The organism is Lentilactobacillus sp. (genome assembly GCF_040773105.1).
Classification (GTDB): Bacteria; Bacillota; Bacilli; order Lactobacillales; family Lactobacillaceae; genus Lentilactobacillus; species Lentilactobacillus parabuchneri.
The window spans coordinates 1-14,190 of the sequence record NZ_JAXGWW010000041.1; the positions used below are offsets into that span (position 1 = coordinate 1).

A 14,190-nucleotide genomic window follows, 5' to 3' on the forward strand; every position below is an offset into this window, starting at 1 on the left:
AGTTTACGTCCATATCTATCGGAAAGATCACCAGCAACATAGAGAACCAATAAACGTCCGATTCCGAGGGATGAAATGACCATCGAAACGCCAGCGTCACCAACATGCCATTGTTTTCCTAGGACTGACATGTTTTGAGCAAGTATGACGATAGCCATTCCATGGATGAGGTAGTTAAAGTACAAACAAGCAGTTGTTTTAATTCTTTCTGCATGTGACATAGATTTCACCTTGCCTTGATATTATTTGAATTGAGTAACAAGGCTGATTTGTTCAGAAATTAACAATAACTTTTATCATCATTAAATAGGCAAAAAGGATGTTTGTCAAGTTGTTTTATTCTCATTTAGAAAATCTCGCTTTGAATTGAAGCTTAAATATATTTTCCTTTATTAATAAAATTATTCTGGGAATATGTTGATGTAAATTTTTTGAAGCGCTGAACTGATGGAGTGATGAAATGATCCCTCTTTACAGATATATACAATTGATGCTTTAGTAAATTATCTTCCACGTGCCTGAGAATTATTTTCTTGTTATTCAATTGTGTGAGATTTGGGATTAGAGCGATGCCAAGGCCGTATTCAACAAAGCCGGCAATTGTGTGGTCTTCCTCAACTTGATAAGCAATTTTCGGTTTACCTGGTGCCTGTTTTAGGATTTTATCAATTAATGGCCGTAGTCCACTGGATTGCGAGAAGATGATCATGGGGTATTGTGTGAGATCCTTTAATAGAATATGTTTCTGAGTAGCTAACGGGTGGTTTGTGGGCACCGCAAGTACAATCTCTTGTTCAACCAGTTTCTGATAAGCAAATATACTATCCGCACTTTGATCCCCAATTTGGTCGATATGTGATGAGAATACGATATCATATTTTTCGTCATAGAGATCCCTTAACAAAGAGGCAGAATTGCTCTGACCCAGGGTGAATGAAATATTCTGATTATTTTTGACTTTCTTAAAGTTGCTTAATATTTCCGGAACAAGCCGTTGGCCTAATGTGTAGGTAAATCCAAGGTTAACGTGTCCTTCATCGGGATTGGTTAACTGTTTGATTAACAGATTTCCGTGATTTAAGCTATTCAAACTTTCGTTAATATATTCGAGGTAAATCTTGCCAAGAGGTGTTAATTTAATATTTCGTCCATCTGGTTCAAATAGTGGGACGTTCAATTCCATCTCTAACTTTTTGATTGCGTAGCTCAATGAAGGTTGAGAAATCCCCAAGTTTTCGGCTGCTTGAGCCATATGCTGTGTGTGCGCGAGTTCGCGAAAAAACATTAAATGTCGTAAATTCATAAATTGATTCCTCTCTAATACATAGAAAATATCTATCAATTAATTAAAGTATTGTTATTTATTATGATAAAGGTTAATGATAAGATTTCAAGTGAATTGAGTAACAAAACGCTTCTTGAAAGCGTTTCTAAAACAAATAAAAGTAGCCGTAAACGTTGAAGGGAGTACATTAGTATGACAAGTAAAACAGTGAATTTGCGTAATATAATTTTAGGAGCAGGCCGTCCTAAAATAGCTGTTCCAATAACTGGAACAACCCAAGATGAAATTATTAAGCAAGCTAAAACCATTGCAGACCAAAAACCCGACGTTGTTGAATGGCGAATTGATTTCTTTAATGGTGTTACTGATGCAAAGCAACTTGTGGAAACGGGAAACCAGTTACGTGAGACATTAGGTGATATTGCATTGTTGACCACCTTTAGAACTAAGAACGAAGGCGGAGAGCTTCAGCTTTCTGATGATGACTACTTCAAGATTTGCAATGCCACCGTTCAAGCAACTTTTACGGATGCACTGGATGTTGAAAGATATCATGATGAAACAAGCGTTAAATCAATTATCAAAAATGCCCATGACAATAATGTGGTTGTTATTATGAGCAATCATGATTTTGATAAGACACCGACGCAAAGCGACATTGTTGGCCGATTGACAAGTATGGTTGAATTTGGGGCAGATGTTGCTAAGATGGCCGTTATGCCAAAATCTGCTGAAGATGTATTGACATTGCTTGCTGCAACTAACGAAGCCAGCCACAAATTGGACCAACCGATCATCACAATGTCAATGGCGGATATTGGAAAGGTATCAAGAATTTCCGGTGAAGTATTTGGCTCAAGTCTGACATTTGGCTCAGTTGGAGCTGGTTCTGCCCCTGGCCAAATTGCATTAGATGATCTACGCCATGATCTAGAGGATCTGAAACTGAGCTAACAGCAGTGTACTGGGGGGGATCGTATTGACCATTTCAAATAACCAAACAGCTCATAAAAAATATGTTTCCAAATTTTCAATGATGGGTACGATTATCTCCTTAACACTCTTCGAACAAAATGAAGCTGTTGTGAATGGGGTTTACGATTATTTAGTCACTATGGATAAAGTATTCTCAGCAAATAGATCCGATTCCGAACTTTCAAAGATCAATCAAAATGCAGGGATTAAACCTGTGCAAGTGAGTCAAGAATGCTTTGAATTAATTCGAGATGCGATTGGATATACAAAACAATTTCCAGAAAGTTTCAATGTTTTGATCGGTCCGGTCGTTAAGCTCTGGAAGATTGGGTTTGGTGGCAAGAAAGTACCAACTGACGAAGAGATTAAAAATCGTTTGAAATTAGTTGAACCTGATAATGTGATTTTAAATCCAAGTCAGAATTCTGTATTTCTTCAAGATACTGGGATGCAGTTAGATCTCGGCGCAATTGCTAAAGGATACTTTGCAGATCGGATTATTGATCAGCTCAAACGAAATGGAATAAAGTCAGCGATTATCAATCTTGGCGGAAATGTCCAAATACTCGGAGAGAATCCAACCTCAGTTGACCAAAAATGGAATATTGGCATTCGTAATCCAAACTTCGAAGATGGCCGATCACTGGCGATTGTTCATACAAGCCCCCAAACGTTTGTTACTTCAGGAGTTCGGGAAAGGTACTTTAGAGTTAATGGTAAAACTTACCATCACATTTTGAGCCCTCAAACTGGATATCCTGTTAAAAATGATATTGTTCAAGTTTCAATTATTACTGATAATTCAGAGCTGGCAGAAGTGTATTCCACGGTTTGTTTCTTCCGAGGAATTCAAGCGGGTAAGCGATTGATTGAATCAACCTCAAACATTGAAGGTATCTTTGTTAATGAACGCAATGAAATTACGGTTACTGAAGGTATAAAAGACCTAGGTGAAGGAGTGTATTTACATGACTAAAAATGAAAAACAAATTAAAGGAACAGCACAGGGGCATAACGGTATCATCAACTATGAAGTCGACGTGGCGAACGACAAGATTGAAGATCTAAAAATCCTGAAACATTCAGAAACATCCGGAATCTTTAATCAAGTTATTGATAAGTTGAAGAAGAATATTTTGACTCAACAATCATTTGATGTTGATGCAGTGAGCGGGGCAACGGTCATGACTCAAGCAATTCTTGATTCTGCAAAAAAAGCCGTTCAAGATGAAGATGTCAACATTACACCAGTGATCCAGCCTAAGCAGGAGCATCGCACAACTAATTTAAAGACAGACGTTGTTGTGATCGGTGGTGGCGAAGCTGGATTAGTTGCTGCAAGTCGTGCGCTTACAATGGGCCAGGATGTCATTCTTGTTGAAAAGAATGGCTACCTTGGTGGCGCAACTATCTTGAATGGTTCAAACGTAACCGGAACTGGTTCGAAAGTTTCAGAAAAAATCTTCGGAAACGACAGCGAAGATTCACCAGAATTATTGGCTGAAGATGTTGCCAGAGAATGTAAGCACACCAACTATCCTGATCTAACAAATTTGATGGTTCATAATATTGGACCAGCAATTGATTTTATTAGTGACTTTGCAGGATTGGATTATCAAAAAGCACAAACTCAAACCCCAGAACACTCGATTGATCGCCAAATTGAATTGCCAACTGCAAGTAGCTATGAGTTTATTCAAAAGGTATCCAAAGCCTTTGAAAAGCACGGCGGTAAAATTTTGCTGGGCACACGGGTAGAAAACTTAATTTATACCAAGAATGGCGAAGTTAATGGATTGGTTGCTGAAGCCGATGGGGAAACAGTTAATATTAAAGCTAAATCCGTTGTTTTAGCTGCAGGCGGATATGGTGCCAATCAGAAGATGCGGACCCCTGAAAGTAAGGGAATCGACTATTATGGTCCGATGACTTCAACCGGCGATGCATACAACTTTAACGAACAACTTGATTTAAAGACGCATGATATGGACTGGTACAAAGTTTATCCTCATGGTGTTGAAGTTGAACCTGGAATTGCAAAGTTAACCACTTATGCATCCAAAAAAGCGACTGACATGGGTTCGATTTATGTCAACTCAAAGGGTAAGCGAATTGTGAATGAATCAGACGTTTATTCAGAGTTCAGAGACGCTATTTTAGATCAGCCTGACAAGATTTCATATCTTCTGATGGATGAGCGGACTTGGAAAGAATTCTATGGTTTAATGGTACTTCACGATTTTACCGAAAAAGAAGTTCAGCAGTTCTTTGATGATAAAGATAACCGACCAGTATTTGTAAAAGGCTCACTGGATGAGGTTGCAAAGAGCGCTGGCGTGGATGTCCAGTCACTTGAAGAAACTGTAAAGCATTACCAACAGTATGCCAAAGACGGGGTTGACCCTGAATTCGGCCGTGATGCACAATTTTTACACGAATTTGAAGGTAACACATACTATTTGGTAGAACAATGCGCAAGGTTTGCGACGACTCTCGGCGGTTATTCAGTTGATTCCAATAGTTTAGAATTGGTAAACAAGATGAATAATACTGTTCCAAATTACTTTGGAGCTGGAGAAGTTGTCGGTGGCGCCAACGGTCATGATTCAATGCCAAGCATGATGAATACTTGGGGGATTTCGTCAGGATATGTTGCTGGTGCGTCTGCAAGTGAAAATGCAGAGCAGCGCAAGGCTTCAGGTTCTGATGAAAAGAACATTGTTTCGATTGTTGGAACTAACGCTTCAAAATCATATAATCGAAAATTACTATGCTCAATGAAAGATCTATTTGAAACGCAAGTCGACTTTGATATCTGTGAAATCGATCAAATTCCTTTGTTTAACGAAGATCTGTTGAATGACGAGCCATTGTTAGTTAAAGAGCTTGCCAAAAAGGTTGAAAATGCGGATGGCGTTGTTATCGCAGTGCCTGAATATGACCATGCCGTTCCAGCAGCTTTGAAGAGTGTGCTCGAGTGGCTGTCTTGCGCAGAGCATCCATTCACCAATAAACCAGTTATGATTGTTGGAACATCCCTTGGAATTCAAGGAACGGTTCGAGCCCAAATGAACTTACGTCAAATTCTTGATGCACCTGGAATGGACGCAAGTGTTATGCCTGGTAATGAATTCATGTTGCCACAAGCTCCAAACCAATTTGATGAGAACAATCACTTGGTTGACCAAGGAAGTGAAGATTTCCTAAAGGAATGCTTTGACCATTTTATGGACTATATTGATACTGCGGCTCATAAAGTTCAACCGGAACCAGAACAACGTTTATCGGTTGTTAACGATTAAGTGAGAGCGAACAGTTGTTGCAATAATGATGATTCAATATCAGACAAAACAAGGTTTGATATTGGATCATTATTTTTTGCCTTGGAATGTGTATGAAATCACAGAGCACTTGATTTTTAGATCCTCTTTTGTTAGAAATGTCAAGTGTTAAAAAGTCTGATGTGTCTGATGGCAAGATATATTGGAAATTATTTTGCTAGGACAGTAACCGATTTCATTGCCAAAAAACAGGTGCTTTTTATTTTTTGAAAATCAATGGATACTGTCGTTCAGCCAATGACCAATAGATAAATTCTATTGATAAAGTCACAGTTGTTTATGTTTATTAATCGTTTCTCCCACTATAATAGTTTATGAAATGTTGAACAAACAAGATTTGAAAGGAAATTTTAAATATGACAGATCGTATAGATCGTATTGACGGGCACACAATTTTAATTGGTTTGATGGCAACGCCTATTCGCCACTCGATGTCTCCTACAATGCACAATACTTCATTTGTAAAATTAGGGTTGAACTATGCTTATCTTGCCTTTGAAGTTGGAAATAACGAATTACCAGATGCAATTCAATCAATTCGAGCACTAGGAATGCGTGGATCAAACATTTCCATGCCAAACAAGCAAAAGGTTATTCCTTTATTGGATAAACTTGATCCCGTTGCTAAGATGGTTGGTGCAGTTAATACTATTGTTAATGATGATGGTATTTTGACTGGCTATACGACTGATGGGACTGGCTTTATGAAGTCACTTGAAGATGAGAACTTGGATATTCGTGGTGAAAAAATGACCATTTCTGGTGCCGGTGGTGCTGGTACTGCAATTGAAATTCAGGCTGCTAATGATGGTGTTAAAGAAATGTCAATCTTCAACGTTAGGGACAACACCTGGGCTAACGCAGAACGTAACGTCAAGATTATTAATGAACAAACAGATTGTAAAGCGCAATTATTTGATCTAGCTGATCAGGATGCATTTAAACGCGAAATTGCTGATTCAGCCATTTACTGTGATTCAACCGGTGTTGGGATGAAACCTCTTGAAGATATGACGCTGGTTAGTGACCCATCATTCTTCCACAAAGATATGATCGTTTACGATACTGTCTATGCGCCCAGAACCACTAAATTAATGACTGTTGCTCAAGAAGCAGGTGTTGATCATGTGTTTAATGGATTAGGGATGATGCTCGAACAAGGTGCAGAAGCCTTTAAACTGTGGACTGGTGAAGATATGCCAGTTGATTATATTCGTGATATTTTATTTAGCGATGAAGCCGAGAATATGAAATAAATTAAATTCCCCGTGGCTCGATTAAAGGGAGGGCACATTTATGGAAGCTCAAGAAACGACAGTTCCACGCAAACGACATGCGTCGCTTGCGACAGCAATATATATAAACTATGCGATTTTAAGTATGGCGCAAATCATTATTTCACAGTATAGTTCCAGGTTTCAAGCTATGTGGTCGACAGATTTACATGGAATCTCAACCGTCATTTCCATGATGGGAATTGGACGAATTATTACGATTTTATTTGCTGGTGATTTTTCAGATAGATTTGGGCGAAAGCCTGTTTTAATAGTTGGGATGATTGCCAATGCAGTTTTCCTAACAGGATTGATGTTTAGTTCCAGCATGTTAATGGCAGCAATATTCTCGTTATTTTTAGGGTTCGCTAATTCATTTGATGATGCAGCGGCTTATCCTGCATTATCTGAAGCATTCCCTGCAAAATCGGCAAGCATGAATTCTCTGGTAAAAGCAGCGATGTCTTTGGCACAGTTTGTACTGCCATTTATCGTTGCTGTTATTCCAAATGCTTCAGTTACCTTGGGTATCTTGGCAGTTGTTGTTGTTATCGACCTAGTCATGATCATCATGAGTCGGTTTGCACCACAGGATACAGTTCCCGAGTCTCCTGCTGAGAAGGCTGAAGAGAAAGTTATTGCTCAGGAAAATGATGGTAAAGCTAATAAGCCTAAGATGAAGGTTGACGGTATTGGACTGATTTCTCTTGGATTTACAATATCGTTTACATTCTATGTATACACACAGTATATTCCAAACTTTGGAACGTCTGTTTTAGGGTTAAGTGATGTTGCAGCTAAATCATTGATGTCATGGTATGCTATTTTTTCACTAATTTCAGTTTTCGTAACGACTATTTTGGTTACGAAGATCAAGCCGATCATTCTTGTAATTTTATATCCATTGATTGCGTTGGCGTTTTTAGTGCTCATGATCGTTTTTCCAAGTCCAATGATGGCTAGAGTTACCAGCGCGGTAGTCGGATTCTTTGCCGCTGGTGGCGTTTGGCAGTTAGGATTAGCTGTTCTCACTCAATACTTTCCTCAAAAGAAGGGGAAAGTCACCGGATATTATAGCTTTGCCGCTGCCCTGACATATTTTGTTGGTCCCTTCATTTCTAGTTTCATTATTAGCACCACTGCTGCAAGTGTGCTTCAAGTATTTTGGATTGATGCATTTGTGACACTTGTTGGAGTTGCGATCGCAGTATTTGTTCAACTACGGAATAAAAAATATAAATTCTTCGTTTAATAAAATGATATCTTTACTTGATCGCCCAGTTTATAAGAAGCCCCATTAAGTTAAAGTTCAATTGATCATTTATTGAGATGGCTTAATCCCGTTTTTTGTAGGGATGGGGCCATCTTTTGATTTTTGAAGTTAGATTTTAGATCCCGTGTTGTGCCAGTACAAGTAATCACCCTGTAGCCAATCTGGGACTCAGTTTTGCTGCATAAATCCGGGGAAAATATCCGTTCCTTTATCAGAGATCGAGTGAGGCTAAGTTTTATCCATTGGAGATGTATCGGCGACAATTGTAATTAAAGGAGAGATTTTTGAATGAATAATCAAATAAAATGGGCTTCCACATATGATGTTGTTGTGATTGGATTTGGTGCTGCTGGTGCGACTGCAGCTCGGTTTGCAGCGGATAATGGTGCAAAAGTTTTGCTGACAGATGCTGCACCGGAAGGTCACGAGGGTGGAAATACACGTTATGCAGGTCAAGTTGTTCTGACCGGAAGTGACTTTGATAAGCTTAAAGCATACTTTAAACAGCTATTTGGGCCAATCGATATTGACGAAAAAGTCTTGAATACTTATCTTAAAGGAATTTCAGAGATTCCAGAATATTTTAAAAAGTATTTAGACATTAAGGAACCTGTTTCATATAATAAAGCACATCGAGATCCGGATTTTGAAGCATTCGCAAATGGGCTTTCTCCAGAATATCCGGAGTTTGAAGGCTCTGACACCATCGATTTAACCACTGTTCATGATGGCTACTTTGATGCCTCCCTATGGAAAACATTGCGAGGGCAAGTTATTAAGCGGGAAAAGCAAATTGATGTTTGGCTAGGGTCACCTGCTAGGCACTTAATTACTGATCCGGAAACAAGTGCAGTGATGGGTGTTCAAATTGAGCGAAATGGCCAATTAGTCAATATTCAAGCTCGTAATGGCGTTGTCATGAGCATGGGTGGTTTTGAAAACAACACTGAATATATTCAAAACTTTATTGGCGTTCCCAAGCTAAAAGTGATCGGTACACTATATAACAAAGGTGATGGTATCCGTATGGCCCAGGAGGTCGGAGCCTCATTGTGGCACATGAAGTCATTTGAAGGATTTGGCTTTAATACCGGCTTTACATTTGAAAATCCTGAAGAAGACCGTGGGAAGTTTATTTTGAGCCCATGGCCGGATCTTTCACATGGCAGTATTTTTGTCGCAGCTGATGATGGCAGTCGATACGTCAGAGAAGATGAAAGTGGGCGTCATGGACATGCCTTTGAAGGCGGAAGCTGGAAAAATCCGACAGTCTTTTCTCACCCTCACCTGATATTTGACGAAACGCAATATCATCAGATTGAGGAGAATGGCGAGTTACCTTATTCTGAGTTTTTTAATATTACCGTTAAGGCAAATACGATTGAAGAGTTAGCCGAGAAAATTAAGGCTAATCCAATAACCTTGAAACAAACGATGCACCGCTTTAATCGTTTCAGCAATGACGGCGTAGACTTGGCGTTAGGACGTAGTGGTGATTCAATGCGCGCATTTGATGATGGCCCATATTATGCGACTCCTCTGGCAACAGCAATGTTGAATACGCAAGGGGGTGCCAAGCGTGACGAACAGGCTCGAGTATTGGATGCGCAAAATAATCCAATTCCACATTTATATAGTGCCGGAGAGTTTGGTGGCATTAATGCAAACCAATATAATGGTGGGGGTAATTTAGCTGAGTGCTTAATTTTTGGCAAGATTGCTGGAGAAAATGCTGCAGCTGTTAAGCAAGACTTGGAAGCTAAGTTAGATCAATCAGCCAAAGAGAACGTTAATTTAGGTGGTAATGATCTTGCATCTGCCAGTGTTTTAAGCCACTACTCAACCGGCAAAGACCAGTATCTTGGTGTCAGTGAGGCCGGAATTGGCGGCCGTGTTATTGTCCGGATTACTTATTCTGACGATCAACTGAAAAAAGTTGAAGTTCTGGAGGAACACGAGAGTGAGGACGTTGGTCAAAAGGCAATGGATCAATTACCGAAGATGATGGTAGAGTTAAATACCTATGAGGTGGACTCTGTTACTGGTGCATCCACATCGAGTCGTGCTTTGAAGAGTGCCGTTAAGGATGCTGAACAAAAGGCCAAGCGTGCCACAGAAAACTAGTAGACAGATTCAAATTTTTTAAAAAAGGCTCTGAAGTTGAAATGCTTCAGAGCTTTTTAATGTGTAAAACACTCATCAATCCCACCGTGAACGCAATTGTAAACCTTGTGTTCTTAAAATATGGGATTAGATTAACATGATGATTATGTTATATAAAATAAGCCAAAATAGTACTAATAATCGACACAGCATGTTATTATTACACTGTAACGGGGGAACGTGAACACAAAAAATGAGGGAGTGGTGACTATGTTTAGCAGAATAGACAATTCTAAGACGGGGCGACTTGCAACGAATTGTAAGCGGTTACGACAAATGGTAACGGGGACCATTGCAATCATCGCGGTATTCTTTGGCTTGGGAGCGCTGCATGTTTCGGCGGCAGATGTTGAAGATATGGTGCCACGCACGGACGAATTTAATATCAGTAAGGTTAGTGCGCTGCAGTACACGTATATTCATGATAGCTTAGATAAATTGGGCGCTAAGGCTTGGAAGGGCGCCGATTACGCAGCAGCAATTCCAGACGATGCCAAAGGAGTTGATCCCACGACGGGCAATTTGTACGTGAGTGAGTGGATGCCTGATCCTGGCTTTGAGTATTTCATCTGGCAGACGGCGTTTTCCGACAAGTACAAAACTGCTGATGATTTCTTTTACAATTTAACCAAGAACGATATGAAATCATTGACGTCACTATCTAGCGATAAAGATAAGCAAAATGCTGGGACTTACGATAACCCGAAAGCTTCGCAGTATTATATGGCATTAATGTCGATGCAGTCGCTTGAAGGTTTACAATACGCATCCAAACTGGGATCGATCAACTTGGATCCCAATATAGCTGTAAGTGCGGTAACCTATGGGACGGCTGCTAAAAATGGCAACTTATGGGACATCAATGCTTTAAAGAATTTGAATGAATTAGAGACAGTGATGATTCAAATGTTTTCGGTCAACGATATTTCGGCACTGGCTAATAAACCCAAGTTAAGCAGTATTTCCTTAACTTATAATCAGATTGCGGATTTATCTCCGTTGGCTACAAACAAAGGTAATAAGGGACTGAATCTGACCTCTGGGTTTAATCATCAGCATATTCTCCTTCAGCCAATCACTTTGCGGGGGGATAAAACGACGGCAGCTGAGACATCATTTACGACACCATCGTTTATTATTAAAGATTTGGAGTCTGCTAATTTACCAGTTAAACCATTTGATGTGAAGGCAGAAAAGTCAAATTATCCTAGTTTATACCCAAGTACGTCAGACGCCGGCAACATCGATCCAATTACCCTGACATGGACGAATTTCCTACCTGATCAAACAAAGCTGTATGGATCCATGTCGAGCCACTGGACAGATCCGAACTCCGATTTTGAAGGCTGGATCATGGTTCCTTATCAATTTAACGAAACAGCGGGCAACGTCTTTGTGAACTACCAACTGTTGCAGCCAAACGGCAATCAGTTACAGCTGGCCCCGACAAGTACGATGTCAGGAAACGTTGGCACCAATTACGATATCTTGAATAACCCAAGTACCAATTACACCTTAAATAAGTTGTTTGTCGAAGATAAGCTCAAAGGAATTGGAATTTTCGATGGCACTGGCCGGTATGCCGACTTTAAAGCCAACAACGGCAAAGCAAACTCAGTTGGTCAGGCAGGGACTTATACTGAACAGCCGCAGACCAGAACCATCGTATTTGCTTCAGATTCATCGACGGTCACAATCAATTACGAAGATGAGGCAGGCAATCAACTGCAAGCGCCAACTTCAGTGACTGGAAACACCAATACTGATTTCGCGCTGCCAACCATTCCTGAAACAATCACCAAAGACGATGTTGTTTATACGTTAAAAGGGTTGAAGGACGGCCAAACAGTGCCAGCTAAATTTGATTTCGTCGACGAATCACTGACGTATATCTATCAGGTTAAACCAACCGAAGCCAAACCAGTGACCGTGAAATACGTTGACAAAGATAATATGCCACACGAAATTGGGCCACAAAAAATAATTACTGGAAAGCTTGGCGAGACCTATAATGTGAACGATGACTACAAGCTGGCAATTCCTGGATACACATTTGCGGGAATCTCTGGCAATGCGACTGGAACGTTTGAAGACACCGCGCAGACGGTTTACATGCAGTACACTAAGAATCCAGCCCAGCCAAAATCTGTCACAATCAGATATGTCGACATCGACAATATGCCACACGAAATCGGACCTGAAAAAGTCATCACGGGTAAAATCGGAGATCCTTACAATGCGACGGAAGCCCAATACAAACTCAATATCGACGGCTACACATTTAAAGATATCCAAGGACCGGCAACCGGACAAATTAGTGAATCAGGCCAGACAGTTTATTATCGTTACAAACGAGATCAGGCTAAAAATGAAGCTAAACCGGTAACCATTCGGTACGTGGATGCCAACAATATGCCGCACGAAATTGGCCCACAACGGACGGTAGCTGGTGCAATGGGGGATCGATATGATGTTACTGATGGTCAATATAAACTAAGTATTAATGGTTACACATTTAAAGACATTCAAGGAGAGGCAACCGGAACGTTTGGCGACGTTGGACACACCGTCTATTACCGTTATACAAAGGATCAGGCACCTACGCCACCAACACCGGTTAATCCACCTGTAAATCCAGTGACGCCGAAACCGGTCCCTAAACCGGATCCAAGTCCAACACCACAACCACAGCCAGAAACGGCGGTTAAAGAGACGACAGAATCGGCAGCTATCGCTAAAAAAGGTGAAGCAGTCTATGCCTTAAAGAAGATCTATCTCTATCAACACGCTGACTTTAAGAAGGGTGAACGACTGGCAGGTTACGCCAAGAAGCCACGGATTAATCGGCCGATGTTTGTGGTAACCGATTATGCCAAGTCAAAGAACGGTGCGTTACGGTACGTCGTTAAAGACGTTAATCACCACGCCAAGTCCGATGGCATGAAGGGCTATATTACCGCTCAGTATGCCTATGTTCGTCCGGTCTACTACCACAGCAAGCACCAAACACTAACGGTTATCAATCCAACCGGTGTCAATGAGTACACTAATAAGAATTTGACTGGAAAAATCAAGAATTTCAAGCAGGGAACGCAACTGAAAGTGAAAGGATTTGTTAAACACAACCTGACGACACGTTATCTGTTATCCAATGGCCACTATATCACTGGAAACAGAAAGTTGGTGATGGCGGGTAAACACACACAACCAACCAAGATCAAAGTTAAGAAGTCAATTTACCTCTACAAGAACGTGGACTTTGGTAAACGGCTCAAACACATCAAAAAGGGAACCATCCTCAAAGTTAAGAAGTGGGATTACTCATATCAGTATTCAACCACAACCTTTGGGGCGAAACGATACCTCGTTGCCGGTGGGTATGTGACCGCAAACACCCATTTTGTTAAAGTGATCAACTAAATTCAAAAACTCGATGCCATTTCGGTATCGAGTTTTTTGTTAATGGAGGATTATTGATTTTTTGAATTCAATATCGGCAGCACCAACTCCGAGTTATCCAGATCGACAGTGTATTGGATATCCTGATTGCCATGGACGGTGTACACCATGTCGCTGGCGTAGATCACCAAGCCGACTTGATGGCCCTTCAATAGGTGCCAAAACGTTGGTTGAAGCGGAAAATTCAATTCGTAATACTGATTTGGCTTGAGATCATCAACCTGATAGCTGTTCTCGCGATTTTGGAGATTGATGTGTGCTTCCGTAATCCGTTTAAAATCTGTTTCATCGGCTTGTGGTAAAAATTCTTTGAGATCATCTTTTCGCCAGTGATACCCTTGAAGAATTTTTCTTGAAACCAATGTTTGGGGGATGTCCGTGAGTCGATGAGCGAGTCCATAATCTACCAGAGCCACACTG

At 40.5% G+C, this 14,190-nt stretch carries 9 protein-coding genes and 1 pseudogene; 7 read left to right on the plus strand and 3 right to left on the minus strand.

The features are described 5' to 3' along the window. Together AB3112_RS03675 and AB3112_RS03680 are read right to left on the minus strand one after the other, a co-directional pair. Positions 1 to 221: pseudogene (locus AB3112_RS03675) on the minus strand (MFS transporter); the annotation flags it as partial. 152 nt (positions 222 to 373) lie between these two features. Further along, a complete protein-coding gene (locus tag AB3112_RS03680; RefSeq protein ID WP_084973148.1) occupies positions 374 to 1,303 on the minus strand; it encodes a LysR family transcriptional regulator in 930 nt (309 codons plus the stop codon). A gap of 174 nt (positions 1,304 to 1,477) precedes the next feature. Here AB3112_RS03680 and aroD point away from each other — a divergent pair, with 174 nt between their 5' ends. From aroD to AB3112_RS03715, 7 genes are all read left to right on the plus strand, one after another. Then, positions 1,478 to 2,239, plus strand: a complete 762-nt coding sequence (gene aroD, locus AB3112_RS03685) for a type I 3-dehydroquinate dehydratase (RefSeq protein WP_084973146.1) — start codon at positions 1,478 to 1,480, stop codon at positions 2,237 to 2,239. A 79-nt stretch (positions 2,240 to 2,318) separates the two neighbouring features. After that, entirely contained in the window at positions 2,319 to 3,236 is a 918-nt protein-coding gene (locus AB3112_RS03690) for an FAD:protein FMN transferase (RefSeq protein ID WP_084973398.1), read from the plus strand. After that, entirely contained in the window at positions 3,229 to 5,562 is a 2,334-nt protein-coding gene (locus AB3112_RS03695) for an FAD-dependent oxidoreductase (RefSeq protein ID WP_084973144.1), read from the plus strand. Before AB3112_RS03690 ends, AB3112_RS03695 begins: the two co-directional genes overlap by 8 nt. Before the next feature lie 395 nt (positions 5,563 to 5,957). Continuing rightward, a complete protein-coding gene (locus tag AB3112_RS03700) occupies positions 5,958 to 6,857 on the plus strand; it encodes a shikimate dehydrogenase (RefSeq protein WP_084973142.1) in 900 nt (299 codons plus the stop codon). Positions 6,858 to 6,897: 40 nt separating this feature from the next. Further along, entirely contained in the window at positions 6,898 to 8,127 is a 1,230-nt protein-coding gene (locus tag AB3112_RS03705; RefSeq protein WP_084973140.1) for an MFS transporter, read from the plus strand. Positions 8,128 to 8,436: 309 nt separating this feature from the next. Continuing rightward, positions 8,437 to 10,272 (plus strand): FAD-binding protein, encoded by a 1,836-nt coding sequence (locus AB3112_RS03710; protein WP_084973138.1) that lies wholly within the window; start codon positions 8,437 to 8,439, stop codon positions 10,270 to 10,272. 249 nt (positions 10,273 to 10,521) lie between these two features. Then, positions 10,522 to 13,731, plus strand: coding sequence for a MucBP domain-containing protein (locus AB3112_RS03715; protein ID WP_084973136.1), 3,210 nt, complete (start codon positions 10,522 to 10,524; stop codon positions 13,729 to 13,731). 50 nt (positions 13,732 to 13,781) lie between these two features. On the opposite strand, the gene AB3112_RS03720 is transcribed toward AB3112_RS03715, so the two are convergent. Further along, a partial coding sequence (locus AB3112_RS03720) for a CocE/NonD family hydrolase C-terminal non-catalytic domain-containing protein (RefSeq protein WP_367333970.1) occupies positions 13,782 to 14,190 on the minus strand: 409 nt, incomplete at its 5' end.

Excerpts from the sequence above, each read along its gene's own strand:
- AB3112_RS03680 (WP_084973148.1), bottom strand. The coding sequence starts at position 1,303 with ATGAATTTACGACATTTAATGTTTTTTCGCGAACTCGCGCACACACAG.
- aroD (WP_084973146.1), top strand. The coding sequence starts at position 1,478 with ATGACAAGTAAAACAGTGAATTTGCGTAATATAATTTTAGGAGCAGGC.
- AB3112_RS03690 (WP_084973398.1), top strand. The coding sequence starts at position 2,319 with ATGATGGGTACGATTATCTCCTTAACACTCTTCGAACAAAATGAAGCT.
- AB3112_RS03695 (WP_084973144.1), top strand. The coding sequence starts at position 3,229 with ATGACTAAAAATGAAAAACAAATTAAAGGAACAGCACAGGGGCATAAC.
- AB3112_RS03700 (WP_084973142.1), top strand. The coding sequence starts at position 5,958 with ATGACAGATCGTATAGATCGTATTGACGGGCACACAATTTTAATTGGT.
- AB3112_RS03705 (WP_084973140.1), top strand. The coding sequence starts at position 6,898 with ATGGAAGCTCAAGAAACGACAGTTCCACGCAAACGACATGCGTCGCTT.
- AB3112_RS03710 (WP_084973138.1), top strand. The coding sequence starts at position 8,437 with ATGAATAATCAAATAAAATGGGCTTCCACATATGATGTTGTTGTGATT.
- AB3112_RS03715 (WP_084973136.1), top strand. The coding sequence starts at position 10,522 with ATGTTTAGCAGAATAGACAATTCTAAGACGGGGCGACTTGCAACGAAT.